Consider the following 25,795-nt stretch of genomic DNA (forward strand, 5'->3'; position numbering starts at 1 on the left):
AGCCGGGCATATCCGTTAAATCCTACAAATCCGTTTGAATCTGCGGTGTGATTAGAGGTGGTAGCCCTTGTAGTCTTTGCTGAACTCGGCGGCCGGGATGGGCTGATTGGCTACGACGTCGAAAAAGTCGAATTTCTCGAACAAGCCTTGGTCGTCGTACACGGCTACGGCGTTGGGTAAGAAGGTTTTCTGGTCAACGGCGATGATGGTGCGGCGGCCGTAGGCGTTGGGCACTTGCAGGGTCTGGCCCTCGGCTAGCTTCTGGCCAATGTCAAGCTTGTTGCGCTCCAGCACGCGGTACTCGCCGCAGCCGAAGCGGGCGGCCACGGTGGCGGGCGTCTCGTTTTTGCCCACCTTGTAGGCCACGTAGCGAAACTGCGGGTAGTCGGAGCGCAAGATGTAGCTCGGGCGGCCCTGCACGGTAGTGTCGCCCGCGTAGCGAAACGAGCGGTTGAACGACTTGTCGGCCCGCGCGGCCGAGCCCTCCAGCAGGTCGGTAATGGTGCCGAAACCCGCCTGCAACACCGTGTGGTGCTGGCCTTTGCGCATGAGCGCACCATTGGGGTCGAGGCTAAGCGTGACGTAGGGAAAGGCGTTCGGGTTCACCCAGGCATCGCCGCCGTTCTGGCCCGTCACGTAGAGCACTTCCACGCCCTTGCCGTTTTTGAGGTACACGCGCAGCGGGTTGAAGCTCAGCTTCATCGTCGACTTGTCGGCGTGGTATTTGCCCCCGATGCGCTCTTGCGCGCGGGCCTGGCAGCGTAGGGTTTTCAGCCCTTGAATGGCCGCCGTGAGCTGGCTGGTGAGCTGGGCCGTGGTGATGGGTGCCGCCGCTGGGCGGGCCGCCAGCGCCAGGCCGCCCGCCAGCAGCACGGCGCTCAAGGCGCGGTAGGACAAACGATTAGCAGAAGTAGCCAAGTAAGGGAGGTGGGCAAGATGAGGTGTTAATTGAGACTAATGGGCGGAAACCGGGTGGCCGCGCTGTCAAAAATAAACAACTCATCGACCTCAATCTGCCCGAAGTAGCGGTAAAGCGGAAACTGCTCGACTACGGCCCGCACCTCCGCCGCGTCGTCGGCGTGCAGCGTAACCCAGCCCCGGCTGCGGTCGGCACTAATGGCGTAAGACTCGATGATGCGCTCGGCCAGCAGCTGATTTATAAACTGGCGATGCGTGGGAATGAGCGCGATAAAGTCTTCGTCGAACGACTCGGGCAAACGCAGGGTAACAACAAACGTAGGCATAGGCAGGCGGGCCAACTACCGGCCCGGCCCCGGCTAAACGCCGGGCGCGGCAGAATGTTGAGCGGTTGAGGCCGTTGGCAGCCCGGCCGGCCCGCCCGTTTTTCACTTCAAGTACCTCATGCACTTTACCGTAATTACGCCCACCCACCAGCGGGCCGACTTGCTGCCCGAAGCCATTGCCAGCGTGCGCGCCACGGCCACCGCCCCGCTCGATATCCAGTGGGAGCATCTGCTCTACGAAACTGGCTCCTCCGACCGCACCGCCCAGGTGCTAGCCGAAGCCGCCGCCCAGCCCGGCCCGGCCGTGCGCTACTGGCAGCACCCGCAGCTGCAACGCCCCGGCTGGGGCCGCAATGCCCTGGTGGCTGAAGCCCAGCAAGATACCTGGGTGGTGCCACTCGACGACGACGACATTATGCTCCAGCGCACCCTGTTCCACTACGCCGACGAGATACAGCGCCACCCCGGCCGCCCCTGGCTGGTGGCCGACTTCCTGCGCATGGACGAGCAGCGCCGCTACCTGCCCAACGAGGACTACTACGCCTGGCAGTTCGACTCGCCCCAGCAGATGTTGCAAGCCATTTTTCGGGCCGAAAACTTCATCCAGGGCAACGTGTGCTACAGCCGGGCGCTGTTTGACGAGGTGGGCGGCTACGACGCCGAGCTGGCCATGGCCGAAGACCTGGACCTCTACGTGCGCTTTTTGCTGGCCGGGCACCTGCCCGTGGTGTGCCCGCACATCAGCCACCTGCACCGCTTTCACACTCATAATGTGAGCATTGGCGTGGACGCCGGTAAGCACCGCGCCGACTTGCAGGTTATCTACGCCAAATACGCCGACCAGCTCCGGCAGCTCGGCGTGGGCGAGCCGTAGCGGGGTAGCGTTGGCGCGGGCCGGAAGCTCGCGCCAATTTTGCTTGTATCAAATCTTCGCGTCATGCTCACGCCCGCCCTCGCCGCCCGCTGGCACGCCCTCGTTGCGCCACTAGTGCCCGATGCCGCCCGCCGCGACGCCGAGTTGGCGCGCCTGGCCGCTGCCTACGAAGCGTCCGAGCGGCACTACCACACCTTGCAGCACATCGAAAACCTGCTGGACAGGCTGGACGCCCATGCCTTACAAGACCCGGTAGCCATCGGCCTGGCCGCCTGGTTTCACGATGCCGTGTACGATGCGCTGGCCTCTGACAACGAAGAAAAAAGCGCCGAGTGGGCGCTGGCGTTTCTGCAAGCCACCACGCTGGAGCCCGCCCGTCAGGCGCGCGTGGCCGACCTCATCCGGCGCACCAAAGACCATACCCAGCCCCAGCCGCCCCACGATACCGATTTGCTACTGTTTCTGGACGCCGACCTCAGCATTTTGGGCGCGCCCGAGGCCGCGTACTGGGAGTACGCCCGCCAGATACGCCGTGAGTACCAAGCGGTGCCCGAGCCCGCCTACCGTGCTGGCCGCAGCCAGGTGCTGGCGCGGCTGCTGGCCGCGCCGGTGCTCTTCCGCACGCCCACTTTACGAGAAGAATTAGACGCGCTAGCCCGCCGCAACCTGCAAGCCGAAATTGACGCCTGGGCGCGCGGCGGGCTGCCCGGCGAGGGGTAATTTGGGCCAATATATTGTCTAGCAGCCGCGAAGCGGCGACATGTTGGTAGTTGAGGAAGATAGAAAAATGCCTTAAGCCGCAAAGCGGCGGCATCTTACCGCTTGGTACCGCCGCTTTGCGGCTCGCTTTTTCATCTCATCGCTCGAACTACCAACGTGCCGCCGCTTCGCGGCTACCTCACAACAGGAACGGCCAAATCCAAGCTACCGGCCGTACCTTTGCCCTAGTCAAGTCTGGCTTTCTGGCCCAAGCTTGTTTTTATAAAGAGGCGCTGAGAGATAGGCTCTGCGACGCGCCGGCAACCTCTGCTACGGCAGAACGGTGCCAACCGACCGGCCGCCAAACTATGGCGGCCCATATAAAAGCCCGTGGCTACTTTCTTCTGCTTTCCTGGTGTTTCTCACGTAGTTGGCGGCGCGTGCGCGGGCAGTTGCTGTTGTTGAGCGGGATAGGAGCGGACTAAGCAATTCAATTTTTAAGGGTTGACCACGGCGGCCGGGCGTAGTAGCGCACCGGGCTGGGTGGGTCGTTTATCAAGCGTAGGCGCGCCGCGCCTGCGGCACTGTAGTTATGCTGAAAAAATCATTGGACCTGCTGCGGCAGGAAGCGGCCGAGTCGGGCGCGGGCACTCTCAAGCGCAGCCTCAACGGCCTGAGCCTGATAGGGCTGGGCATCGGGGTTATTATCGGGGCGGGGCTGTTCACGCTCACAGGCATCGCGGCGGCCAACCACACGGGGCCGGCCATCACGCTCTCGTTTATCGTGGCGGCGGTGGGCTGCGCGTTTTCGGCCTTGTGCTACGCCGAGTTTGCGGCCATGGTGCCGGTAGCGGGCTCGGCCTACACTTACGCCTACGCCACCATGGGCGAGCTCTTTGCCTGGATAATCGGCTGGGACCTCGTGCTCGAATACTCGGTGGGTGCGGCCACGGTGGCCATCAGCTGGTCGCAGTATCTGCTCAAGTTTCTGGAAAAATACGGCCTGCACCTGCCCGCCCGGCTGGTGCTCTCACCCTTCGAAACCGCTACCCTGCACGACGGCTCGGTGGTGCACGGCTACGCCAACGTGCCGGCCATGCTGGTGGTGCTCGCCATCACGGCCGTTATCGTGCGCGGCACGTCGGGCTCGGCGTGGTTTAATGCGCTGGTAGTGGCCCTCAAGGTATCGGTCGTGCTCGTGTTTATCGCCCTGGGCTGGCAGTACATCGACCCCGCCAACTACCACCCCTTCATCCCCGAAAACACGGGCACCTTCGGCGAGTTTGGCTGGAGCGGCATTTTGCGCGGGGCGGGCGTTATCTTCTTCGTATTCATTGGCTTCGACATCGTGGCCACGATGGCCCAGGAAACCAAAGACCCGCAGCGCAACATGCCCATCGGCATCCTGGGCTCGCTGCTGGTGTGCACCGTGCTGTTCGTGCTGTTTGGCTACGTGCTCACGGGCGTAGCCAACTACACCGAGTTTAAGGGCAGCGCCGCGCCGGTAGCCATTGCCATCGAAAAAACGCCTTACGCCTGGCTCAGCGGGGCCGTAATATTGGCCATTCTGGTGGGCTACACGTCGGTGATTCTAGTCGACTTGCTGGGGCAGTCGCGGGTGTTCTTCTCGATGTCGAAAGACGGGCTGCTGCCGCCGGCCTTCTCCAAGGTTCATCCCCGGTTTCGCACGCCGGTGCAGTCTAACCTGCTGCTGGGTGTGTTCATTGCCCTGTTCGCGGGCTTCGTGCCCATCGACGTGGTAGGCGAAATGGTGAGCATCGGCACGCTGCTGGCCTTCGTGATGGTGTGCCTGGGCGTGCTCATCATGCGCCGCACCAACCCCGACGCGCCGCGCAGCTTCCGCACGCCGTGGGTGCCGGTGGTGCCCATCTTGGGCATCATCACCTGCCTCGTGATGATGGCCAGCCTGCCGCTCGCCACCTGGGTGCGGCTCTACGTGTGGCTGGTGGCGGGCCTGCTTATCTATTACTTTTACGGCCAGCAACACAGCAAGCTGCGCCGCGAAGCCGCTGGGGTGGCACCCCGGGCGCTCACGCTGCCGGTGCTGCTGGCCGCGATAGGGCTGCCAGCGCTGGTGTTTTACCTGGTCTTAGTCTTCTTTTTTCCGGAAGTTCTCGCGCAACTGTTTGCGTAAGCCGCTGGCTGAAAACTACCTGAATTTCCTTCGAAAAGAAAAACAGGCCTAGCCTCCGGGCCGTATGAGCGCCGGGCTACCGCCTTACCTTACGTGTATCAGCAGCCTGAACCGCTGCCCCACCTTATGAATCCCTATCTGCTCGACGTGAACCTGCAACAGGTGCCCGACCCCTACCTGCACGGCAGCTGGCGCGTGGTCGACCGCGTGCTCAGCCAGGCCGACCCCGCGCACCCCCTCACGCAGGCCACGCACCTGCACTTGCAGGATGGCCACTGGCACCTCGAAACGCCCGTCGCCCCGGCCAAAGGCCAGTGGTCGGTGGAACGCGACAGCCTGCTGAGCCGCCCGTACTTGCAGTTGGAGCTGGCTTCCGAAATCGTTACGGCCCTGGTTACGCGCCTGCGCCGCTCGGCCGATGGGGCCTACCGCACGCTGGTGCTCTACTTTCAGTCGGGCCTGGAGCTGTTCCTGGTTCACCCTTAAGTAATTATCAATCGTGACAACTACCGATTTTGCTTTCTTCGAGCGCCTGCAAACCGCTGTCGACGCCTCCGGCGTCGGCACCTGGGACTACGACCTCGTGGCCGATACCCTGACCTGGTCGCCGCGCTGCAAAGAGCTGTTCGGCGTGCCCGCCGACCAGAACGTAACCTACGCCGACTTCGTGGAGCTGGTGCACCCCGACGACCGCGCCGCCACCGTGGCCGCCGTCGAACTGGCGTTTGACCCCGCCGGCTCGGGTACCTACGACATCGAATACCGCACCCAGTGGCAGGTGCCCGGCCGGCCCGTGCTGTGGGTGCGGGCCACCGGCCGGGCCTTTTTCGACGAAGCCCGCACCAAAGCCTACCGCTTTATCGGCACCATTGCCGACGTCACGGCCATGCGCCAGCTGCAAGAGCAGCTCACCCGCTCGTACCAGGATTTGGAGGTGAAAGTGACCTTCCGCAACCTGGAGCTGGAGCGCGAGGTGCAGCAGCTGCGGGCGCGGCTGAAGGAGGTAGCGCCTGCGGCCGGGTAGCCTATAGTAATAACGCGATTTAGGCTGGCGGCTGGTGTAGCAGCCGGGTTCTATGGTAGCTGTCGAAGGGCAGCTCTTCATGCAGCCAGGCAGGTAGCAAGCCGTTGGCAATGAGCAATTTCACCACCTCGTAGCGGTGCATGCCGCAGTTCATCTTAGCATACAGCGCGAGAAGTGGGCCGGCGCATTCGGGCGTAGGGTTGGCTTCGTAGATGGCGACGTAGCTGATGGCCAGCGCTTCGATGGTGTGCTCGTTGTGAAAGCGGGCGGCGAGGCTGGTCAGCAGCGCCGCGTCGCCCGCCTGGTAGTTGCTGCGCAAAATGCTCGTGTATTGGCCCGGCCGGGTAGTGCGCGCCAGCTTTTGCAAGGCAAATGCGCGGACTTCGGGTGCCGGCAAGTGCGCCAGGGCATCGGTAGCAAACTCCGCAAGGCGGTAGCGGCCGGGCTTTTGGCGCGCCAGCGCCAGAATGGGCGCGTAGCCCAGCGGAAACTCAATCCGCGAAAACAAATACAGCAGATTTTCCCGCACGGCGGGATTTCGCTCGGTGAGCAGGCGCTCGGCTAGCAGCCGGGCTTCCGCAGGGCCGGGTAGCTGCCGGCGCACTGCCAGGCGCACGTAGGTGCCCGGTGGGCGCTGCAAAAGCTCTTCCAGCGTAGGTACGGGCTCGGGTTGAGGCCGGGCCGCCTGGTGATAGGCCTGGCTGGCCAGCGTGTTCTTCACATTTTGGAGGTAGCGCTGCACATCGGCGTCGGTTTCGGCCCATTGGCGCAGCTCAGCCCAGGCATCAATGGTCGGATGATGCTCTTGGAAGAACTCAATCGGGCCGTCGTCCTGCCAGTCGTCGGGGTGCCGTTTCAGGTACTGCCCATACTTACGCGCCACATAGTGCAGCCCGGCCAGGCCGTCCAGCGTGATAATCTCGTCAGCGCCCGCCCAATCGGAGCTGCGGATAAGGTTGCGCAAGAAATTGCGGTAGAGTGTTTTGCGGGCCGCAGCATCGCCTTGCTGGGCAAAGAAGAGCGTGAGCCCAAAGAGCTGGGTTAGCGCCCAGGTATCGGTGCGCTCGGTGGCCAGGCCCCGCAGCACCGCCCGCCGAATGCGTGCCTGCTGGGGCACCAGGCAATACAGCTCGTAGAGGTACGCCGCCCGGCTGGGCTCGGCCTGCCCGTCGTAGGCAAAACACGTGAGCGCCGCCTCAATGAGGTACGCCGAAAAATCGATTTCCGGGTGCGCCCGCGCCAGCAGGCAGGCCCGGCCCGTACCCAGCCTGACGGCGTGTCGGAAGGCGCTCTTAACCTTCTGGGGAGTAGTCACAGGCTAGGGGTGGCAGGTGAAAAGGATAGTTTACTTCCCTATTCCGCGTAGCTTATCGGCCACCGCCGACACCTCGGGCACCCAGCCGCTCAGCAGCAGCCCGGCCCCGTAGAGCGCCGTGAATACGCCGCCGCGCAGGAGTAAAGTCAGCCAGATATTGGGCATATCGGGCAGCACCCAGGCCACCGCGCCCGCGCCCGCCGCCAGCGCCAGCAGGTAGGCCACGCGCCTATCAAACGGCTGCCAGCCGAAGCTGTGCCACACAAACCAGGTGCGCAGCAGGTTGATGCCGCCCAGCGCCACGGCATTAGACAAAGCCGCCCCGGCGAGGCCAAAATGCGGAATGAGCAGCGCGTTGAGCCCAATGACGAGAATGGCTAAACCTACGTTGAAGACCAAGTCGTAGCGGTAGCGCGGCGAGGTAGCCACGATGATGCCGTTGAGGCCCGTGATGCCGTCGGTGAGGCGGCCCACCAGTAGCAGCAGCACCGCCACCGAGCCCGCCGCGTACTCGGGCTTGTGAATGAGGCCATAGATGAAGGGCAAGTTCAGCCCGATGCCCACGGCCAGGTAGGCGCCCAGCGCCGTGGTAAGGCGCGTGGTGCGGCGGTAAAAATCAAGCATTTGGGTTGTCGCGTTTTCCTTCCAGTAGTCGGCCACCAGCGGGTAGGCCGTCTTGTACAGCGCCCGAAACGGGATGGCCAGCGCCGTGCTGATATTGAAGGCAATGTTGTAAACACCCGCTTTGTCGAGGCCGTAGCGGGCCAGCATTAGCGCGTCGATGGTCACGAGCAGCACCCCCGACACGTTGCCCAGTAGCGCAAAGCTGCCGAAGCGCATGAGCTCGCCGATTGGCCGCACCCGCAGCACCGCCCGCCGGGGCCGCAGGTGCAGCTCGCCAATGAACGCCAGGTACCCCAGCAGCAGCGTCGAAATGGTAGCGTAAGCCCCCATATACCCCAGCACAAACCCCGAAAATGACAGGTAGCCCGCCCCGTAAAGCCCCGCCGCGCTCACGATGAGCACCCGCTGCACCACATCGGTGAGCAGCGACGAAAACGAGGTGTGATAGAGCGACTTGGTGTAGGATTCGAGCAGGTTATAAATCAGAATAAACAGCGCCATGCCCAGCATCACCACGTAAAACGGGCGGATGAGCGCCGCCTGGTCGGCGTACCAGCGCAGCACCAGCGGCTTGCCCAGCCACAGCGTCGTGGCCACCACCGTAAACATCGCCAGCGGCACCCCCAGCAGCAGCGGCAAAAACCCCGAGTGCCCCGCCTCCCGATTGCGGAAGTAGGGGAAAAACCGCATGGTCGTGTTGGTGAAGCCCAGCCCCGACACCAGCTGCGCCATCGTGGCCATCGACACCAGCACCGCCACCAAGCCCAGCTGCGTGGTCGAGAGTAGCCGCGGCAGCACCAGCGTGGTATTGACGAAGCCGATGCCCAGCCCCGCGTAGGAAATAATAGTGTTGCGCAGCCCCTGCCGCCGAACGATACCCAAAGGAATTAGGAGTTTTGAGTTAGGAGTTTTGAGTGGGCGCGGTGGTGAATTCTTCCCAGATTTCGCGGCCCGTGCGGAAAGCCGCGCCCTGCGCCTGCAAGTGCACCATTATTTCGTGGAACTGCCGCGGGCCGTTGTGGGCGTTGGCCGGGTCGAAGTTCTCGTTGTGCCACAGCACCGAGGCCACCCCGCCGAAGCGCTTTATCTCGGCAAAAACCGGCGCGAGCGCGGGGAGAATTTCGGCCGGCGCGAGCTGCAAGTAGTTGGGGTGGTGCAGCGTGGCGTCCATCACGTTGAGGGGGATTTCGAGGAAATCGGCGGCTCGACCTTTGGTGAAATCGAAGGGGTAAAACGGCAGGCAAAAAGAATTGCGAAAGCCGAAATGCTCGGCAAAGCCTAGCGTGGAGTCGTAGCCAAAGCAGCTAGACGCATCTACGACGGACGGTGTGCAGCGCGGCTCCCAACTCAGGTAGTGAAAGCGCAGGCCATTCCCCTCGTACCATAAGTCGTTTTCCATCTCCATTTCCAGGCGTTCAGCATCTGAGGCTGTGCCAATGCTACCGTGTAGGCTTACCTCGCAGCCTTGCTGCTTGAGTAGCCGCAGCCGGGGCTGTATCAAAGCCGATAAGTAATAGTCCGCATTGGGCGTGCCGTTAGCCGCTTTCCCTTTGGCCCCCAGCATAAAAAATGTGGACCGCGCCCCGTACTGCGCCGTGGCCGCCGCCACGGTTTCCAGATTGTCCCAGGCATCGGGCTGGGTCAGGTGCTGCCACAGCAGCTTGCCGAATCTTCCAAACTGCCGCCGCTGCAACGCAGCTTTAGCAGGCGCTTTCCAAGCACCGTACAGGCTATCAACGTCGTGCGAAATGAAGGCGATAAAGTCGGCTTTAGGATTGCCCCAGCGGCGCGGCCGCAGCGGCTGCCCGCTCACGTGCTCCATGGCCACTCGCAGTACATCGAAGTAGTAGTTGACCACCGGCAGCGCTACGAAGTCGTACTTTTTCTGCACGCTCGCCGCGTAGGGAAAGCGCCCGTGGCGGTCGCGCTCAGTGGAGAAATATTCCTGCCAGCCACTTAGCAGGTAAAACGCCGCCGAGATGATGTCAGCCGAAACAATGACTTTGTCTTCCTGAAAAAAGAGCAGTGCCTTTTCGGGGGAGTGGTCGAAGAAAAACGGCACCCGCTGGCCCTGCCACTCGCGCCAGTTCGGGGCAGCGGGATAAGGCTGGACATCCCTGAAAAACGCCTCGCCAAAATCGGCAACCTCTACCAGCGGCTGCGCATCAGCGTAGCCAATCATCTCGGTTGGCGCGCCAGGGTAGGCCAGCGCAAAGTGCTCCAGCACGTAGCGTAGCCGGGTTTCGGTCGAAACGGGTGCGGCAGCCAGCGGCGGAAGCGTGGAAGTAGGCGTAGGCATAAGGGCCACAAAACTACGCCCCTGCGGCCGGGCCACTCAGCCACTCGCCCAGCCGGCGCACGGCCAGCGCGCGGCTGTGGCCCTCGTCGGGGGTGCCCAGGGTGGCGTTGTAATAAGCGGCGCGGCGGTAGAGGTCGAGCGGCTTGTGCCGGGCCAGGCGGGCGAGGGCCGCTGCCAGCTCGGGCAGCGCGTGCGCCCACTCGCTGAGGCCATGGGCGGCGTAGCCGTAGTAGTCGGCCAGCGTGGGCGTGGGCGAAAAGCGGTAGTACACGCTGGCCACGTTGAGCAGCGTGGCTTCGAGGTGGGTGCTGGTGTCGGCGGCCACCAGCGCGTCGTGCGCCTGCAAAAATTGAAAGACGTTTTCCTGGTGCGGGTCGCTCCACTGCAAGCCGGGCAGCGCCTGGCGCAGGCCGCCAAAGTCGCGCCGGTCGCCGGGGTGGGGGCGCAGGGTGAAGGTGAGCGCGGGCAACTCGCGCAGCAGGTAGTTTAGGGTTTCGGCCAAGGCGGGCAGCTCGTCGAGCAGATTGCAGGCCACGGCCACGCGGCGCACCTGCGGCGCGGTGTTACGCTCGGCCAAAAAGGCGTCGGCTTTGGGCATTCCTACCAGCTCGACCCGGCCGCGCACGGGGCCGCACTGGCGGTACTTGTCGAGCGCGTCCTGGCCTTCGAGTAGGCTGAGGTCGAAGCCCAGGGGCGGGAAATTGGTGCTCACGCTGGCATGCTGCACGTAGGCCGTGGGCACGCCCTCGGCGCGGCAGGCCAGCAGCAGGGCACGGGCGTCGTCGTTGTGGTCGTTGGCAAACACCACGGCCTGCGGCCGGTAGTGGCGCAATGCCCGCCGGTACACCTCGTAGTAGCCCAGCGCGTAGAAAATGAGGTCGAAAAACCGCACTGCCCGGCCGCCTACCATCCGCTTCAAGCCAAGCAAAGCGGCCGGGTACTGCCAGTAATACAGAATTTTGCGCCGCAGCGACAGCCGATTTACCACCCGGCCGTAGCGGCCAATGTTCTTGCCCTGGCCGGCCACCAGCACCGCATCGGGCCGGGCGTCTTTGAGGAAGCTGAGCGCGTCGTAGTTGTTGGCGCTCACCACGTAGAGCCACACCGCGCCGCGCAGATTATCGGGGTTTTTGATGGGCTGAAACAGGTGCCCCACCAGCCGCAGCCCCGCGTAGCCGGCCACCCGCGCCAGCCGCTTGAGTGGGCTGGCGGGCGAGATGCTGCTTAAAATCGAAGCCGGCAGCCCGGCAAACAAATCGGAAAAGCGCAGCTGCAAAATATCGCGCAGCCGGGCTACCTGGCCGCTCACGACTGCGGCGCGGCGGCTTGCTCGCCCAGCAGCGCGTCCCAGGTCAGCGGTGTGCCGGGCGTGAGGGCGCGGGCCGCGCGGCGGCCCAGCACCACGTCCCAGTGGCGCGGCAGCAAACCATCACCGGGGCGGATAATGCGCAGGTTGTCAGCGGTTAGCTCCTCACCCGCCGCTACCGGCCGGGCCACGTAGATGCTGCGCTTGAAGATGCGGCTTTTCTCCTCGCTGGCCTGCACGCACAGCTGCACCGTGCCCAGCGCCTGGTGGGCGCGCTCGGTTTCTTCCACCAGTAGCTTCAGCTCCTCCGGCTCCAGCGAAAACGACGAATCGACGCCGCCATCGGCCCGGCGCAACGTGAAGTGCTTTTCGATAACGCTGGCGCCCAGCGCCACGGCGGCCACGCTGGCGCCCACGCCCATCGTGTGGTCGCTGAGGCCCACCGGGCAGTTGAAGGTTTCGGCCAGCACGGGTATCGTGCGCAAGTTGGTAGTAGCCGGCGAGGCGGGGTAGGTGCTGGTGCATTTCAGCAGCACCAGCTCACGGCAGCCCGCGCCGCGCAGCACGCGCACGGCCTCATCTATCTCGCTGAGGGTAGCCGCGCCGGTGCTCACAATCACGGGCTTGCCAGTGGCGGCTACGCGGCGCAGCAGCGGCCAGTGCGCGTTCTCGAAAGAGGCGATTTTATAAGCCGGTACGTCGAGGCTTTCCAGGAAGTCCACCGCTGTTTCATCAAACGGCGAGCTGAACGCCAGCAGCCCGTGCTGCCGCGCCCGCTCGAAGATGGCGGCGTGCCACTCCCAAGGCGTATAAGCCTCTTTATAAAGCTGATACAGGCTCTTGCCTTCCCACAGCGACTTGCCTTCCTCACGAATCACGAAGCCCGTATCCATGCTGATGGTATCGGCGGTGTAGGTCTGGAGCTTGAGGGCGTGCACGCCGGCGGCGGCGGCGGCATCCACCAGGGCCAGCGCCCGGTCGAGGCTCTGGTTGTGGTTGCCCGACATCTCGGCGATGATGAAGGGCGGAAAGTCGGGACCAACGGAGTGGCCACCGATAGAAATCGTAGGCATGGCGCAAAGTTACGGCCGCTGGCCCACGGGCGGGTGCCCGCGCCGCTAGCCGCGCGGCCGGGGCCGCAGCGTGTCGCGCACCTGCTGCCACTCGCGCCGCAGCATAGCCAGGCCCACTACATCCAGAAAAACCTTGCCCTTATAAATGTGCTGCCGGAAATAGGCTTCGCGGCGGAAGCCGAACTTCTCGTGCATCGCCACTACCTTTTCATTGGTGGTAAAAACTTCGCAGGATAATTTATTGAGCTTCAGTTCCTCGAAGACGTATTCCAGCACGGCCAGCTCTACCTTGGCCCCGAGGCCACTGCCTTGCAGATTTTCTTCGCCCAGGTAAAACGCCCAGTAGCACGAGCGGTTGCGCGCGCTGATGGCGTAGAGATTGGCCACGCCCACGGGTCGGTCCTGGTAGTAAATCAGCCAGTACTGCACGCTGCTATCCTGGCTCATGCGGGCGTACCAGGCTTGCTGCTGCTCGGCCGAAATGGGCTCGGCCGTGTACATGTACTGCGCCACGGCCGGCGAATTGCGCCAGGCGCGGACCAGTTCGAGGTGCTCGGGGCCCAGCGGGCGCAGCAGGTCGGTGCTCATAGGTAAAAATCTAAACTAGTTTGCGTTGTAGTAAGCGCTCAACCTCGGCCCGCAACAAGTCGGGCCGGAGTTGCCCGGCATACGGCTGGCGCGGGGTAGCGGCCAGCCAAGCCAGCCCGCCGCGCAGCGCGGCCAGCAGGTCGGCCCCGCGAAGGTCGGTGAAATTGCCCACAGAAAACGCCTGCTGGTGCGCGTGCACGTAAGTAGCCAGCCCCCGCTGATTGTCGGCGTAGTAGCCCGTGAGGGCGGGCCGGCCCAGCACCAGCGCCTCGATGAGCACTGTGCTGGCCGGCACCACGGCCACGTCATACGCGCGCAGCAAATCGGCCAGCGGGGCTGCCGCCACGTTGCGGTGGATGGCGATGGGCGCGCCCGGCGCGGCGGCCAGCTCTTCCAGCGCTGCCGCCTCGCCATACGCACTACCCAGCAATACGCCCAATTGCCGCAGGCCGGGCAGCGCCCGCAACGCCTCCAGCGTGTGCAGGGTAAGGCGCAACGGGTCGGCTCCGCCAAAACATACCAGCGCGCTAGCGCTGGCGGTGGGCATTTTAGGCAGAGCCGCATTTTCTAAAAACGGCTGCCGCAGCAGCGAGAACGCCGGCCCCAGCAAAAAGCACGTAGTAGCCGCCGTCTCATAGTCGGTGGCCACCACGCCCGGCGAGTGGTTGATGAGCACGTCGGCCACCACGGGCCACGCCCGCAGGTCGTCGATGTACACCAGGCCGCAGCCGCTGGCGCGCAGCCGCCGCTGGTAGTCGGCCCCGAAATGGTAGCCATCGAGCACCAGCACATCGCTGGGTTGCAGCACGTGCCGGGCCAGCCAGTCGGCTTCGGCCAGCCAGTCGGCGGGCGGGTGGGCGGGTAGGGGCTGCACGGCCCAGCCATCGGCCGCCAGCAGTTGCTGCACGGCCGCCGTGGGCTCGCGCACCAGAAACGTACCGGGGGCCAGGCCCCGGAGCTGATTGGCCAGGGCCAGCAGCCGCACCAGGTGGCCGAGGCCGATTTGGGCGTTGCCGTCGGCCCGGAATAATAAACGGGGGGCAACCGGAGCGCTCATTGAAAGGAATTTTGCAAGAAATTACTCATTAAGAAGGATAAGGGGGTAGTAATATTGTCGAGATATACTGCTCAAGAACTGCAAAATGATTAAAAAAATACTTTTCGGACTAAGTTTATTGCTATCTATCGGGCGACTGCCTGCCTTCGGCCAGCGTGAAAATAGCAACTGGTTTTTTGGCATTAACGCGGCTATCAACTTCCCGGTGACTGGCGCGCCTGCCGCCGTGGCAGGCAGCGCTATGAATACCTACGAGGCGACCACTACGGTGTCGGACGCCGCCGGCCAGCTGCTGTTTTATTCTAACAGCGAGAATATCTGGAACCGCAACAACCAAGTAATGCCGAATGGCAGCAACCTGGGCGGGCACCAGTCGGCCTCTCAGGGGGTGATAGCGGTGCAGAGCCTTACCAACGCGCAACAATACTACGTGTTTGTGGTGGACGGGGCCGAAAACCAATTGGTAGGTGGCCTCAAATACAGCTTGGTCGATATGACGCAGCAGGGTGGCCTGGGTGCGGTTACCACCCGCGGCGTGCAAGTGTCGTCGGTGCGGCTTACCGAGAAGCTGACCACCGTGCCCCACGCCAACGGCCGCGATACGTGGGTGCTGGTGCATGGCTGGCAAACCAATGCTTTTTATGCCTATTTACTAAGTCCTAGCGGCTTGCAAACCACGCCGGTAGTCACCACTATTGGCTCGGTGCATAGTGGCGGGGGCGGCACCTACGGCAACGCCAACTCGGTGGGCTACATGCGCGCGTCGCCCAACGGCAGCAAGCTGGCCGTGGGCGTGCGCGATGCCTCGTTTGAATTGTTCGATTTTAACCCGGCCACCGGGCAACTGTCCAACTACATCCCGCTGGGTTCTACGTATCGCAGCTACGGCGTAGCCTTCTCGCCCGACAGCCGCTTGCTCTATGGCACCAATCTGAATTACTTGGAAGTATATCAATTTGATACGCAGGCCGGTTCGGCTACTGCCATTGCTAACTCCGGGATTGTGGTTGCGAATACCGCTGATAACTCGGGCGGCTTGCAGATAGGGCCGGATGGCAAGCTGTACGTGTCTATTCATAACAGTTCCTACCTGGCCGTTATCAATAACCCCAACGTGCGCGGTACGGGCTGCGGATTTCAGGCCAACGCGGTGTATCTCGGCGGCAAGGTGTCCCAGATAGGGTTGCCCAATTTTCCGGCCAGCCGGGTGGCAGCTCCCGGCTCATCCACTACGCCGCCCGTTTTGCTGGCTTCCTTCATACCCAACATAATTACGCCCAACAACGACCAGCAAAACGACTTTTTCGTGCTCAAAGGTCTCATGCCCAGCGAGTGGAGCCTGCGCATCTTCGACCGCTGGGGCCGGCCGGTGTACGACCAGCCGCGCTACGACAACCGCTGGAACGCGGAAGGGCAGTCGGAAGGCCTGTACTACTACATCCTCGTCCACAGCACCACCGGCGAGCGCCACCAGGGCTGGGTAGAGGTCGTGCGCGGCAGCTAAAACCCAGGGCTGGAAGCCCTTAGCGCTGCACGTTGGTGGCGTTGATGGCTGCCAGCCACGGGTGCCGCGCCAGCAGCGCAGGTAGCCCAGCCGGGTCGGTGAGCGAAAAATCAGGCCCCAACTCAGTAAATAACAAACTCAATAGGGCGTAGTCGCTGGGGTAGTCTACTGTAAGGCGCAGCCCGGCCACGGCGGGCGGCACGTTTAGCGCTAGCGTTTCGAGGCGAAACAGCTCGGAGCGGCGGCGCAGGTAGGGCGTCACGTGCTCGCGCTCGTCGGGCTGGGTGGCCTCGCGGTGAGCTTTTTGCAAAGCAGTGGTGCTAATTACTTCTATGTTAGCGCCCAGCGGTAGGCCATTGGTATAGGTATAATCAGCTCGCGTAGCCAAATGGTGCGCCACGGCCGCGTCGATAAAAGCCGGGTCGAGAGCCGGGTTGTCGGCCGTGAGGCGCACGACGGTTTGGAAGTCGCCGGCCTGCGCCAGCGCCCCGGCGAAGCGGCCAAGGACATCCTGCTCATCGCCCCGAAACACGCCCACGCCCAGGCGAGTGGCCAGCGCGGCCAGCGGGTCGTCGAGCGGCTGGGTGGTAGTGGCTACGATGATTTCACGAACGCAGGCCGCCCGCCGCGCCCGGCCCACCACGTGGCCCAGGATAGTGTTTTCGTCGCCTGGTGCCGACAGGGGCAGTGGGAGCATCGACTTGCCCGGTAGCCGCGACGACCCCAGGCGGGCTTGGATGAGGACGAGTGCCATTAGCAGAAAGAGGTAGTAGCGCGAACTTTGTAGTTCGAGTTTTGAGGCCGTTCGCACGCTGCGAAAGCGCGAACTACAAAGTTCGCGCTACGTGCTCGCTGGCTATTAGCGAATAGTCCAGCCGCCATCCACGACGAGATTGTGGCCAGTCACGAAGTTGGCAGCCGCCGAACTGAGGAACACGAACGCCCCGGCCAGGTCCTGCGGCTCGCCCACGCGCTCCAGCGGAATGCGGCGGCGCAATTCGCCTTCGAAGCTGGCCTCCTCCCGCACCTTGTCAGATGGAAACGCGCCCGGCGACACGCAATTAACCTGAATATTCTCCGGCCCCAGGTACGAGGCGAAGTACTTGGTCAGCTGAATCATGGCCGCCTTGCCCGCGCCGTAGTGCGGCGGGTTCAGAAACTGCGGGTGCTCGTCGTAGGCCGCGAAGTCGGGAGCGACTATGCCGTACATCGAAGCCACGTTGATGATTCTGCCCGCGCCGCGCTCGCGCAGGTAGGGCAGCACCTCGCGCAGGCAGCGGTAGGCCGCGCCCACCGAGCCGTCGAGGCTGCGGGCAAAATCGGCGTCAGAGAGCGCGTCGGGCTGCTGGCCCTGGCCGTAGTAGGCATTGTTAATGAGCACGCTGGGCAAGCCGTGGCGCGCAGCGCTCTGCTGAAAAGCCGCCCGCACCGAGTCGGTCGAGGCTACGTCGCAGGCCAGAAAATGCAGCGACTCGGGCCGCTTGGGAAAGGCCGCGTTGAATTTTTCCTCACTGCGCCCCAGCGCTACCACCTGCGCGCCGTGGGTTAGCAGGCCCGCCGCAATGGCCTGCCCCAGGTGCCCGTAGCCGCCCGTGAGCAGCACTACCTGCCCGCCGAGGTCGAACATCGTGCGGTAAAAACTGTCGGTCAGGGGCGCGGCGGCCATGCGTAGGGGAGGATAAAGGTGTCGGTAGATTCGGCCAGCGCCAGCAGGGCCGGGCGCAGGGCTTCGGCGGCTTCGGCGTACTGCGCAGCGGCCAGGTTTTCCTGCAAATTAGCCACCGAATCGACGCCCACCACGGCCCGCGCCACGCCCGGCGCGTAGGCCGCGAACAGCAGTAGCAGGGCCGGTAGCGGCACGCCCGCTTCGGCGGCCAGCGCGCGCAGCTGCGTAAGCTTGGGGGCGAGCGGGCGGAAAAACTCGGGCAGCGTGGGCGGCTCGCGCAGCAGCAAACCCTGCAAAAAAGCCGACCGCACGTGGACTTCCACGCCGCGCGCCGCCAGGCGCGGCAGCACGGCCGCAAAGCGCTGGTCGAGTACATTGTACGGCACTTGCACCAGGTTTAGGTCCCAGTTTTCGGCCAGCAGCCACTCGGCCTCGTGCGGGTGGTAGAGCGACACGCCAATGCGGGCCACCTGCCCCGCCGCCCGCGCCGCTTGCAGCGCCTGCCAGGCGGCGGGCGCATCCTGCAAAGGCTTGAAAGCGTGAAACATGACCCCGTAGAGCTGCGCGCGCCGCAGCCGCGCCAGCGACTCAGCCAACTGCTGCGCCACCTGCGCGGGTGGCCCGGCCGGCAGCTTGGTAATCAATTCGAAAGCTGGGCTGTCGCCCGCCAGCTCGCCCAGCCGCGCTTCGCTGTTGCCGTAGGCGGCGGCGGTGTCGAGCAGCGTGAGGCCGGCGGCCTGGGCGGCGTCCAGTACCTCGGCTACGGCCCCGGTGGAGGGTTGCCCGGCTTGGTTGTTCAGGCCGTAGGCCAGGCCAAACTGCGCGGTGCCCAAAGCCAGGCGCTGCGCGAAAAGCGGGGTAGCGGGCGCGGCGCTCACGCGGGGTTGTGGGTTAGAAACTCCTGCACGCAGGCCACCACGTAGGCTTGCTCCTCATCGGTGAGGGTGGGGTAAAGCGGTAGGCTGAGGCAGCGGCTGTAGTAGGCTTCGGCGTGCGGAAAGTCGCCGAATTTCCAGCCCAGGTTTTCGTAATACGGCATCCGGTGCACGGGCACGTAATGCACTTGCGCCAAGATGTTTTTGGTGCGCAAAAACTCGTAGAGCCCGCGCCGATTCTCAACCTGAATGACGTACAAATGGTAGGCGTGGCCCGGCCGGCCGGGGGCCAGCACCTCCACGCCCGCCAGCTCCGCAAAGGCGTCGTCGTACTGCGCGGCAAGCTGGCGGCGGCGGGTTAGGCCGGCGTCGGCGCGGGCTAGTTGGCTGAAACCCAGCGCGCAGTTGATGTCGGAAATGCGGTAGTTGTAGCCCAGCTCCTGCATTTCCATGTACCAGCCGCCCTCGTCCTGGCGCAGTAAGCCTGTCGCTTCGCGCTCGATGCCGTGGGTGCGCAGGCGGCGCAGGCGGCGGGCCAGCGCGTCGTCGTTGGTGGTTATCATGCCGCCCTCGCCGGTGGCGATGTGCTTGACGGGGTGGAAGCTGAAAATAGCCAGCTCGGCCAGCTGCCCGTTGCCGCAAAACTGCCTTTCGCCCCGGCTATCCGCAAAAAAGCCGCCCGGCGCGTGGCAGGCGTCCTCGATTATCCAGAGGTTAAACTCATCGGCCAGCGCGCGGGCTTCTTCCAAATTCACGGCCAGGCCGGCGAAATCGACCGGAATCAAGCCCGCAAAATGACCTTTCGGGTGCGTTTCGAGCAGCTTTCTAACGGCCTTTAAATCAAGCAAGCCCGTGGCCGGGTCGATGTCGGCAAAATGCACCTCACCGCCGCAGTAGCGCACGCAGTTGGCCGAGGCCGCAAAGGTGATGGGCGTGGTGATGACGCGCTGGCCGGGCTGCACCTCCAGCGCCAGCGCGCACAAATGCAGGGCGGCCGTGCCATTGGTCACGGCCACGGCGTGCTTGGCCCCGACGTAGGCGGCAAATTTTTCCTCGAACTCGGCCACCTTCGGGCCTTGGGTCAGAAAATCGGAGCGGAGGGTTTCGACCACGGCAGCCACATCAGCGTCGCTGATGTGCTGGCGGCCGTAGGGCAGCGGATGGGAGGGCGTGAACATGGCCCCAAAAGTACGCTAGCCGGCCGGCGCGGGCTGGCATTTGGGGCAGATGTAGGTGGCCCGGCCGCCCACGTAAAACTTCTCGATTTTGGTGCGCGGGTGGCGCGGGCAAAACGTGTGCGCGTCGGAGCCCGGCGTGGCCGAGTCGTCCCACTCGCGGGCGTGGATGAGGAAGCTGGCCGGAAAGTGCCGGTAGTGCGCCTCGTGCTGAATAGCGGTTTTCAAAACCAGCTGAATGGCGTCGTGCAGCGCCTCGGTTTCTTTCTCAGTGAGCGAATTGCCCAGCCGCTCGGGGTGGATTTTGGCCTGAAACAGCACCTCGTCCACTATCCAGTTGCCCAGCCCGGCGGTCAGGCTTTGGTCGAGCAGCAGCGGCTTCACGAATACCTTGCGACGGCTTAATTTCTGGTGCAGCTCGGCGGTGGTGATGTTAAGGGCGTCGGGGCCGAGCTTCTTGGCTTTTTGATACGCCTCCACGCTCTCCGCCAGCCGGATGCGGCCAAACTTGCGCGGGTCGATAAAGGCCAGGTTCAAGCCCGAATCGCTCAGGTGCCAGGCCACGCGGGTGAAGCGCGGGGCGTCGGGCGCATCGCGGAAAGCACCGATGTCGCCGGTCATGCCAAAGTGCAGCACCAGCAGGCGGCCGTTGTCGAGCTTTAGAAAGCAATTCTTGCCCAGCCGGCCGGTGCCGGCGATGGTGCGGCCCACCACGGCGGCGCGTAGTTCGTCTTCGGGCACGGCCAGCACGTGCGCGTCGCGCACTTCGAGACCGGTAATGGTCTGGCCCACCGCTACTTCGTTGATAAAGCGGCGGTAGGTTTCGACTTCGGGTAGTTCGGGCATTTTTGTGAGTTGAGAGTCAAAATCGTCCGTCATGCTGAGCGGAGCCGAAGCATCTCTGCCACTTTGTTGCTAACGTCAGAGGCTAGTATTGAGGTAGAGATGCTTCGGCTCCGCTGCGTCGCTGCTTGATGCGCAGAATGCTCAGCATAACGGACTATGAACAGCCCTGCTTACGGCTAATCGTGGAGCTTAGCTACGCGCTGCCCGGCTTTATTATAAACGTCGCCGCGGGGCGTCACGAACAGGGCGCGCTGCTGGCCATCTTCGAGCACGTAGGGGAAGGCGGCGTTGCCGGTGCGGCGCAGGCGGCCCACTACCTCGGCGGCGCGCACGCGGCTGGCCTCGTCGTCGGCATCGCTGCTTTCGTCGGCCAGGCGCACCACGCTCAGGGCGCTGGTCAGGTAGAACGGCACGTCGGGATTGTCGCGGAAGGTAAGCTGGCCCACCAGCCGCACGGGCGCGTTGGATGCGCCCCGCGCCAGGGCTTCGGTAGCGCTGCTCGGGCGACTAGTGGCTGTCTCATCTTCCTTCACATCAAGGGCTTGGGGGCGTGCCACGGGGCGAGTCGCTAGCGCAATGGGCTGGGCCGACGGCGCGGCCGTGCCTGCTTTAGCCACGGCGGCCAGCTGGGTGTTGGCCCGGTTCCAGCCTTGGCTGATGGCCGCCAGGCGCGGCGTGCGGCCGGGGTGCGTGGCCGAGCCTTCGTCATTGGCCACGGCGGCCAGCGCGGCCTGCGACTGCGCCAGGCTGGCCCCCAGGCGGCGCAGCACAAAGCCCGAAAACTCGTCGGCCTCCAGCTCATCCTGAGGCTGCGAGCCGCCGCCGCGCAGGGTGTGGCCGTTGAGGTGGTGGCCCATTTCGTGGGCCAGGATGCTGATACCACCCCAGTCGGTGTGGCCGGCGCGGTTCACGGCCGCCAGAAATTTGGGGTTGTAAAGCAGGTAGCGCTTGCCATCGTAGGCCACGGCGGCGGCATTGGGCACCAGCGTGGTAGCGCGCAGCTCGAAGCGCGGCTGCAAGCCCACGGCCTCGGTGATTTCGCGGATGATGCCGGCCGCCTGGCTGGCCGGCAGGTCGGGGGTAGGGTTTTGGGCCTGGGCGGCCGGGGCCACGGCCAGCAGCCCGAGGGCCACCGCCAGCGGGCGGAAAAAGCGGGGGAGAATGGACATGGAGTAAGATAAAATGAGGCGAATATGGTCGTTTGTCATTGCGAGCGCAGCGAAGCAATCGCACCACAGCGGAACCCCGAACGGCGGGCTGAACAGGTGCGATTGCTTCGCTACGCTCGCAATGACAATCGCAATTCTGACGCCAAAACGGGCGCGCAGCCAGTCGTTTGCGGTTATTTATACAACGCACACGCCCTACTTTTTCGTTTACTAAAAGCACGGCCGCTACGGCCGGATTTTTTGTCTTTTAACCTCATGCCCCACGACCATTCTGCCAACACGCCCGCCGTGCGCGTGGCCCCCGGCCAGCCGCTGCGCCTCGCCGACATCAACCCTGACAATACCAAGCCTTACAAGGATAAAAAACAGGCGAAGGAGCGCCTGAAAGAATTGCGCAAGCAGCTCAGCGACTTGCAGGAAAACCTCTACGCCGAGCACCGCCAGAGCTTGCTGCTGGTGTTTCAGGCCATTGACACGGGCGGCAAGGACGGGGCCATCCGCAAGCTGCTCACGGGCCTGAATCCGGCTGGCGTGCAGGTGGCGGCGTTTAAGGCTCCCAGCAAGGTGGAGTTAGACCACGATTTTTTGTGGCGCGTGCACCAGCAAACGCCCGGCAAAGGTCACATTGGGGTGTTCAACCGCTCGCACTACGAAGACGTGCTCGTGACGCGCGTGCACGACCTCATCGGCCCCGAAACCTGGCTGCCGCGCTACCAGGATATCAACAACTTTGAGCAGCTGCTGACCCGCGACGGCACCCGCATCATCAAGTTTTTTCTGCACATCTCAAAAGAGGAGCAGGCCGAGCGCCTGCAAGCCCGCCTCGATGACCCTACCAAACGCTGGAAGTTCGAGCCCGCTGACCTCAAAGAGCGCAAGTTTTGGGATAAGTACCAGGAGGCCTTTCAGGATGCCCTCGTGGCCTGCTCCACGCCCGACGCGCCGTGGTACGTCATTCCGGCCAACCACAAGTGGGCGCGCGACCTCGCCATTGCCGAGATAGTAGTAGCCGCCCTCACCGAAATGAACCCCCAGCCGCCCGCCGCTGACTTCGACGTGGCCGCGCAGGTAGTAGAATAGATAGTTTTTTTCGTCATGCTGAGCGAAGCCGAAGTATCTCTATCGCACCGTTGCTAACGCTTTGCTTACTGCGCCACGCGAGATGCTTCGGCTGCGCTCCGCTTCGCTCAGCATGACAGTTAGTTCAGCCACACGGTGGCTACGTCCTCGAAGCGCTCGGCGGCGAAGGCACCATAGGGGCGCTCGGCATAAAAGCCCATGACGTGCACGTGCGGCCGGCCGCTGCGCACGTGGGGGCGCACCTCCACCAGGTACACGTGGCCGGCCGTAGGCCAGTCGCCAATGTAGCCGGCGGGGCGGTTGGCATCGTTCACGCACCGGGCATACTGTTGCACCGGCAGGGGAGTAGGAAGCTGTGTTTTGCGCATACCCAAAGATACTAATTTTATCTGGAAGCTAAAAATTTTAGTTTGTAAAAATGCGCGAAATCCACTAAATTAATATGACTATGCCGGGAGCGCTGGTTTGGCAGGCTGAATGCCAGATGAAGCCACTCGCTAAGAATATTTTTTGAAAAAGGGCCAGAAAGCTATGGCAAGCTTATAAACAGTCAGCTTGCTAGTCGGTGACGTTTCAGCCAGCACACAATTTATGAAAATTAAGTGAAGATACGTAAAAGCCCCGCCCGCCGGATTGCCGGCAGCGCGGGGCTTTGTGGGTAATTGCAAACGCGGGTAGCAAGCGCCGCGTGGGCCTAGCGCACGTTCAGGTCGAGGGACTTATAGGCGATGAGCAGGTCGGTGCGGGTGCCCGGCGGGCGGTAGTACACGAGCAGGTCGTACTGGTTTTCGGTTTCCTGGTGGGTGCCCTCAAAGTACACCTCATCGGGCGGGGTGCCGGCGGCGCGGGGGGCCACGGCGTAGCTATAGTTGTAGTAGCCTTGCTTGAGCAGCGCCTGGCCGGTGTAGCGCTGCTGCAAGCTGTCGTAGCGCAGGCGGTACTCGTCCTTGAGCTGCCAGTCGCTGAGCGCGCCCAGCACGTACACGGGGCCGGGGGCGGGCTGCGGCGCATTGAGGCTGAACGTAACCAGGGCGTAGTCGCCATTCACGGCGCCTTGGCCAAAGTCGCGGTTTTCAAATACGCGCTGGCCGTTGGCGTCGTAAAACTGGTTGTAGGCCAAGCCATTGCGGGTAGTTTCGGGCAGCAGGTCTATTTGTACGGGATTGGCCTGGCGCTGCAAGCGGCCCACACCCAACCCCACCGACTGAAACGAGCGCGCGTCGAAGTAGCGGTACTCGCTGAGGCCCGGAAAGGCGTTTTCGTAGTTGAAATACTGGTACTCCAGCACGCGCTCGGCGTCGCGCACGAAGGTGGGCCGCAGGTTGTAGTGGGCATTGTCCCAGCGGAAATTCTGGCGCAATACCACCTTCACTTCCTGGGCTGGGTTGAGCAGCTGCACGGCCCCGTAATTGATGCGAAAATCGAGCTGCTGGTAGGCATAGCGCGCCTCCACGCCTCCGGCCACGATGCCCGGCTTGAGGGCCACGGCCACCTGGTTTTCGTATACCAGCAGCCGCCGCGAGAGCAGCGGCGCGTTGCCGCCGGCCTGCACCACTAGCAGGTAGTTGCCGCTAAGCTTCACGCGCGGCACGGCAAAGGTGTAGTGGTAGTACGGCACCTTGGTATTGACTGAGGTCTGGTAATTAGCCAGATTAAACTCGTTTATCTCGTCGATAAACTGCAAGTCCGTCAGCTGCGAGGGCGTCCAGCCGATATCGCAATGGATGAGCTTGGCCGTGAGGCGCGGCGGGCGCTCGCCCAGTACGTCAAACTCCAGCGTGATAGGCTGCTCCTGGCTCAGCGGCACGATGGGCGGCCCCAGCACTGCCGTGGGGCTGGCCGTGTTGCCAAAGGTGGTGGAGGTAGTGCCCGTGCCCACGTAGCACTGCACGCTACGCACGTTGGCATCGTAGATGTAGTCGTAGTAGCGTAGCGGCACGCTGGCCACCGCGCTGGGGGGCCGCTGCTGGCTGGCCGGCAGGTCGGGGTTGGTGATGGGCGTGCCCAGCGGCACGCAGGCCGCAGCCAGCAGCAGAAAGGGTAGGCAGGGGAGAAGGCGCATACGGCGAAAGTACGGCCCGGTCCACGTAGGCCGAGCGGCGCGAGGCAGCCTTTAGCCAGGGCTGGACTGGATAAAAACAAGGCTAACTGCCATTTGGCCAGCTGGGTACGCGCAAGGCTGGGATTTGGCTATATATTTGGCGCGGGGCTGCCGACGTGGCCTCCCTTTTTCTTTTCTACCCACCAACGCCGTCTTTTTCAGCAAGAAGCACTTATGGAACAATCGCTACCCACCCCGAGCCAGCAAGCCACCGTAGACCAGGTGTACGAGTACGCCGCCAACCAGCTGGTGCACGGCAAAAAAAGCGCCTACGAAGTTGAGCAGCTACTTATCGGCAAAGGACTGGACGCCGAAAGCGCCGGCATCGTCGTCGGCAACCTCGAAACCCAAATCCAGGGTGCCAAGCGCAAGCAAGCCAAAAAAGACATGCTCTACGGCGCGCTGTGGTGCGTGGGCGGCCTGGCCCTCACGCTGGCCAACGTTGGCTTCATCTTCTGGGGCGCGATAATCTTCGGCGGCATCCAGTTTTTCAAGGGCGTGGTCAATCTATCGGGCGACTAAGGCGCAAACAGTCAGTAGGTTCGGTGGATTGAGGTAAATTTATTTTTACCTCAATCTATGGCTGCCGTGGCCAGCCAAGAAGACCTATGCCACGCACTTGCTCGAAACGGGTACCGATATCCGTCTCATCCAAGACTTGCTGGGCCACAGTAGCATCAAGCCCACTGAAATTTACACGCGTGTCGCACAACTTCACCGCCCGGCTTCTCCACTCAACAGCCTTGAGCCGCTGGGTTTCGGTTATACCCACTGTTTTGGGAAACTACTGCCGCTGCCGGTTTCGTTAATATGAACATCAACGGTAAGTTTAACGCGCCGCGAAAGCGAATGTTAAATAAGCGGTAGCACATTGGGAAATATTTGAACCCGTAACATTAATATGCGCAGTACATTAACAGTTATTAGTATCAATTTTATCTTAATCCTTGTTTATTATTTTAATCATAGCTACCTTAATAGCCTAAGGTTTGGTGCGATTTCATTACCTATCTTGGCTATTCCATTTATTCTAGGCGGTTCTATTTATTTTGTTAAGAAGTCTTATTCCTGGAAATTAGCTTTTTATAGTGCTTTAATTATTACTTTATTTCTGACTCTTT

26 protein-coding genes and 1 riboswitch are annotated in these 25,795 nt (G+C 63.0%); of the genes, 9 read left to right on the forward strand and 17 right to left on the reverse strand.

Annotated elements, in window-relative coordinates:
* Positions 1–51 precede the first annotated feature (51 nt).
* Both VFO93_RS16580 and VFO93_RS16585 read right to left on the reverse strand, forming a co-directional pair.
* Positions 52–918 (reverse strand): LysM peptidoglycan-binding domain-containing protein, encoded by an 867-nt coding sequence (locus VFO93_RS16580; protein WP_325135488.1) that lies wholly within the window; start codon positions 916–918, stop codon positions 52–54.
* Positions 919–944: 26 nt separating this feature from the next.
* Positions 945–1,244: a hypothetical protein gene (locus tag VFO93_RS16585; RefSeq protein ID WP_325135489.1), complete on the reverse strand. Its 300-nt coding sequence runs from the start codon at positions 1,242–1,244 to the stop codon at positions 945–947.
* 118 nt (positions 1,245–1,362) lie between these two features.
* Between VFO93_RS16585 and VFO93_RS16590 the strand changes: the two genes are divergently transcribed.
* From VFO93_RS16590 to VFO93_RS16610, 5 genes are all read left to right on the forward strand, one after another.
* Positions 1,363–2,118 carry a glycosyltransferase family A protein gene (locus VFO93_RS16590; RefSeq protein ID WP_325135490.1) on the forward strand — a complete coding sequence of 252 codons (756 nt, stop codon included), beginning with the start codon at positions 1,363–1,365 and terminating at the stop codon, positions 2,116–2,118.
* A gap of 63 nt (positions 2,119–2,181) precedes the next feature.
* Entirely contained in the window at positions 2,182–2,838 is a 657-nt protein-coding gene (locus VFO93_RS16595; protein WP_325135491.1) for a hypothetical protein, read from the forward strand.
* A 256-nt stretch (positions 2,839–3,094) separates the two neighbouring features.
* A riboswitch (SAM riboswitch) is annotated at positions 3,095–3,204 on the forward strand.
* 205 nt (positions 3,205–3,409) lie between these two features.
* On the forward strand, positions 3,410–4,972 hold the full coding sequence (locus VFO93_RS16600) for an amino acid permease (protein ID WP_325135492.1): 1,563 nt from the start codon (positions 3,410–3,412) through the stop codon (positions 4,970–4,972).
* A gap of 126 nt (positions 4,973–5,098) precedes the next feature.
* Positions 5,099–5,458: a hypothetical protein gene (locus VFO93_RS16605; RefSeq protein ID WP_325135493.1), complete on the forward strand. Its 360-nt coding sequence runs from the start codon at positions 5,099–5,101 to the stop codon at positions 5,456–5,458.
* Between the two features lie 13 nt (positions 5,459–5,471).
* Positions 5,472–5,996, forward strand: a complete 525-nt coding sequence (locus tag VFO93_RS16610) for a PAS domain-containing protein (RefSeq protein ID WP_325135494.1) — start codon at positions 5,472–5,474, stop codon at positions 5,994–5,996.
* 19 nt (positions 5,997–6,015) lie between these two features.
* Here VFO93_RS16610 and VFO93_RS16615 read toward each other — a convergent pair whose 3' ends face one another.
* The 7 genes from VFO93_RS16615 to pseG are packed head-to-tail and all read right to left on the reverse strand — an operon-like array spanning position 6,016 to position 14,258.
* Positions 6,016–7,311: a hypothetical protein gene (locus tag VFO93_RS16615; RefSeq protein WP_325135495.1), complete on the reverse strand. Its 1,296-nt coding sequence runs from the start codon at positions 7,309–7,311 to the stop codon at positions 6,016–6,018.
* Positions 7,312–7,341: 30 nt separating this feature from the next.
* Positions 7,342–8,817, reverse strand: a complete 1,476-nt coding sequence (locus VFO93_RS16620) for an oligosaccharide flippase family protein (protein WP_325135496.1) — start codon at positions 8,815–8,817, stop codon at positions 7,342–7,344.
* A gap of 19 nt (positions 8,818–8,836) precedes the next feature.
* Positions 8,837–10,234 carry a DUF7033 domain-containing protein gene (locus tag VFO93_RS16625; protein ID WP_325135497.1) on the reverse strand — a complete coding sequence of 466 codons (1,398 nt, stop codon included), beginning with the start codon at positions 10,232–10,234 and terminating at the stop codon, positions 8,837–8,839.
* 13 nt (positions 10,235–10,247) lie between these two features.
* Positions 10,248–11,543 (reverse strand): hypothetical protein, encoded by a 1,296-nt coding sequence (locus tag VFO93_RS16630; protein WP_325135498.1) that lies wholly within the window; start codon positions 11,541–11,543, stop codon positions 10,248–10,250.
* Complete coding sequence (gene pseI / locus VFO93_RS16635; RefSeq protein WP_325135499.1) at positions 11,540–12,613, reverse strand: pseudaminic acid synthase; 1,074 nt, start codon at positions 12,611–12,613, stop codon at positions 11,540–11,542. Before pseI ends, VFO93_RS16630 begins: the two co-directional genes overlap by 4 nt.
* 45 nt (positions 12,614–12,658) lie before the next feature.
* A complete protein-coding gene (gene pseH, locus VFO93_RS16640) occupies positions 12,659–13,201 on the reverse strand; it encodes a UDP-4-amino-4,6-dideoxy-N-acetyl-beta-L-altrosamine N-acetyltransferase (RefSeq protein WP_325135500.1) in 543 nt (180 codons plus the stop codon).
* 10 nt (positions 13,202–13,211) lie between these two features.
* Complete coding sequence (pseG, locus tag VFO93_RS16645) at positions 13,212–14,258, reverse strand: UDP-2,4-diacetamido-2,4,6-trideoxy-beta-L-altropyranose hydrolase (RefSeq protein WP_325135501.1); 1,047 nt, start codon at positions 14,256–14,258, stop codon at positions 13,212–13,214.
* A gap of 205 nt (positions 14,259–14,463) precedes the next feature.
* Here pseG and VFO93_RS16650 point away from each other — a divergent pair, with 205 nt between their 5' ends.
* Complete coding sequence (locus VFO93_RS16650) at positions 14,464–15,762, forward strand: gliding motility-associated C-terminal domain-containing protein (RefSeq protein ID WP_325135502.1); 1,299 nt, start codon at positions 14,464–14,466, stop codon at positions 15,760–15,762.
* Positions 15,763–15,781: 19 nt separating this feature from the next.
* Here the strand turns inward: VFO93_RS16650 and VFO93_RS16655 are convergent, their stop codons facing one another.
* The 6 genes from VFO93_RS16655 to VFO93_RS16680 all read right to left on the reverse strand — a co-directional run bounded on the left by VFO93_RS16655 (position 15,782) and on the right by VFO93_RS16680 (position 21,493).
* On the reverse strand, positions 15,782–16,516 hold the full coding sequence (locus VFO93_RS16655) for a glycosyltransferase family protein (protein WP_325135503.1): 735 nt from the start codon (positions 16,514–16,516) through the stop codon (positions 15,782–15,784).
* A 105-nt stretch (positions 16,517–16,621) separates the two neighbouring features.
* Complete coding sequence (locus VFO93_RS16660; protein ID WP_325135504.1) at positions 16,622–17,428, reverse strand: SDR family NAD(P)-dependent oxidoreductase; 807 nt, start codon at positions 17,426–17,428, stop codon at positions 16,622–16,624.
* On the reverse strand, positions 17,410–18,306 hold the full coding sequence (locus VFO93_RS16665) for an aldo/keto reductase (protein WP_325135505.1): 897 nt from the start codon (positions 18,304–18,306) through the stop codon (positions 17,410–17,412). The genes VFO93_RS16660 and VFO93_RS16665 overlap by 19 nt, the downstream gene beginning before the upstream one ends.
* A complete protein-coding gene (gene pseC / locus VFO93_RS16670; protein ID WP_325135506.1) occupies positions 18,303–19,481 on the reverse strand; it encodes a UDP-4-amino-4,6-dideoxy-N-acetyl-beta-L-altrosamine transaminase in 1,179 nt (392 codons plus the stop codon). The genes VFO93_RS16665 and pseC overlap by 4 nt, the downstream gene beginning before the upstream one ends.
* Before the next feature lie 15 nt (positions 19,482–19,496).
* Positions 19,497–20,324 carry a DNA-formamidopyrimidine glycosylase gene (gene mutM / locus VFO93_RS16675; RefSeq protein WP_325135507.1) on the reverse strand — a complete coding sequence of 276 codons (828 nt, stop codon included), beginning with the start codon at positions 20,322–20,324 and terminating at the stop codon, positions 19,497–19,499.
* Between the two features lie 176 nt (positions 20,325–20,500).
* Positions 20,501–21,493: a membrane-binding protein gene (locus VFO93_RS16680; protein WP_325135508.1), complete on the reverse strand. Its 993-nt coding sequence runs from the start codon at positions 21,491–21,493 to the stop codon at positions 20,501–20,503.
* 255 nt (positions 21,494–21,748) lie between these two features.
* Between VFO93_RS16680 and VFO93_RS16685 the strand changes: the two genes are divergently transcribed.
* The gene (locus VFO93_RS16685) at positions 21,749–22,573 is read left to right on the forward strand and encodes a polyphosphate kinase 2 family protein (protein ID WP_325135509.1); all 825 of its coding nucleotides are present in this window, start codon (positions 21,749–21,751) and stop codon (positions 22,571–22,573) included.
* Between the two features lie 119 nt (positions 22,574–22,692).
* On the opposite strand, the gene VFO93_RS16690 is transcribed toward VFO93_RS16685, so the two are convergent.
* The gene (locus VFO93_RS16690) at positions 22,693–22,941 is read right to left on the reverse strand and encodes a hypothetical protein (RefSeq protein ID WP_325135510.1); all 249 of its coding nucleotides are present in this window, start codon (positions 22,939–22,941) and stop codon (positions 22,693–22,695) included.
* Between the two features lie 326 nt (positions 22,942–23,267).
* Positions 23,268–24,635, reverse strand: a complete 1,368-nt coding sequence (locus VFO93_RS16695) for a DUF5103 domain-containing protein (protein WP_325135511.1) — start codon at positions 24,633–24,635, stop codon at positions 23,268–23,270.
* Between the two features lie 213 nt (positions 24,636–24,848).
* On the opposite strand from VFO93_RS16695, the gene VFO93_RS16700 reads away from it, so the two are divergent.
* The gene (locus tag VFO93_RS16700; RefSeq protein WP_325135512.1) at positions 24,849–25,196 is read left to right on the forward strand and encodes a hypothetical protein; all 348 of its coding nucleotides are present in this window, start codon (positions 24,849–24,851) and stop codon (positions 25,194–25,196) included.
* 61 nt (positions 25,197–25,257) lie between these two features.
* The gene (locus tag VFO93_RS16705) at positions 25,258–25,488 is read left to right on the forward strand and encodes a tyrosine-type recombinase/integrase (protein ID WP_325135513.1); all 231 of its coding nucleotides are present in this window, start codon (positions 25,258–25,260) and stop codon (positions 25,486–25,488) included.
* The last annotated feature ends 307 nt before the right edge of the window (positions 25,489–25,795 follow it).

Source organism: Hymenobacter sp., from assembly GCF_035709525.1.
In the GTDB taxonomy this organism is placed as follows: domain Bacteria; phylum Bacteroidota; class Bacteroidia; order Cytophagales; family Hymenobacteraceae; genus Hymenobacter.

Coding starts and splice junctions, on each gene's coding strand:
- VFO93_RS16685 (WP_325135509.1), top strand. CDS start 21,749: ATGCCCCACGACCATTCTGCCAACACGCCCGCCGTGCGCGTGGCCCCC.
- VFO93_RS16585 (WP_325135489.1), bottom strand. CDS start 1,244: ATGCCTACGTTTGTTGTTACCCTGCGTTTGCCCGAGTCGTTCGACGAA.
- VFO93_RS16690 (WP_325135510.1), bottom strand. CDS start 22,941: ATGCGCAAAACACAGCTTCCTACTCCCCTGCCGGTGCAACAGTATGCC.
- VFO93_RS16680 (WP_325135508.1), bottom strand. CDS start 21,493: ATGTCCATTCTCCCCCGCTTTTTCCGCCCGCTGGCGGTGGCCCTCGGG.
- VFO93_RS16695 (WP_325135511.1), bottom strand. CDS start 24,635: ATGCGCCTTCTCCCCTGCCTACCCTTTCTGCTGCTGGCTGCGGCCTGC.
- pseC (WP_325135506.1), bottom strand. CDS start 19,481: ATGTTCACGCCCTCCCATCCGCTGCCCTACGGCCGCCAGCACATCAGC.
- VFO93_RS16605 (WP_325135493.1), top strand. CDS start 5,099: ATGAATCCCTATCTGCTCGACGTGAACCTGCAACAGGTGCCCGACCCC.
- VFO93_RS16660 (WP_325135504.1), bottom strand. CDS start 17,428: ATGGCCGCCGCGCCCCTGACCGACAGTTTTTACCGCACGATGTTCGAC.
- VFO93_RS16600 (WP_325135492.1), top strand. CDS start 3,410: ATGCTGAAAAAATCATTGGACCTGCTGCGGCAGGAAGCGGCCGAGTCG.
- mutM (WP_325135507.1), bottom strand. CDS start 20,324: ATGCCCGAACTACCCGAAGTCGAAACCTACCGCCGCTTTATCAACGAA.
- pseH (WP_325135500.1), bottom strand. CDS start 13,201: ATGAGCACCGACCTGCTGCGCCCGCTGGGCCCCGAGCACCTCGAACTG.
- pseI (WP_325135499.1), bottom strand. CDS start 12,613: ATGCCTACGATTTCTATCGGTGGCCACTCCGTTGGTCCCGACTTTCCG.
- pseG (WP_325135501.1), bottom strand. CDS start 14,258: ATGAGCGCTCCGGTTGCCCCCCGTTTATTATTCCGGGCCGACGGCAAC.
- VFO93_RS16590 (WP_325135490.1), top strand. CDS start 1,363: ATGCACTTTACCGTAATTACGCCCACCCACCAGCGGGCCGACTTGCTG.
- VFO93_RS16595 (WP_325135491.1), top strand. CDS start 2,182: ATGCTCACGCCCGCCCTCGCCGCCCGCTGGCACGCCCTCGTTGCGCCA.
- VFO93_RS16700 (WP_325135512.1), top strand. CDS start 24,849: ATGGAACAATCGCTACCCACCCCGAGCCAGCAAGCCACCGTAGACCAG.
- VFO93_RS16625 (WP_325135497.1), bottom strand. CDS start 10,234: ATGCCTACGCCTACTTCCACGCTTCCGCCGCTGGCTGCCGCACCCGTT.
- VFO93_RS16655 (WP_325135503.1), bottom strand. CDS start 16,516: ATGGCACTCGTCCTCATCCAAGCCCGCCTGGGGTCGTCGCGGCTACCG.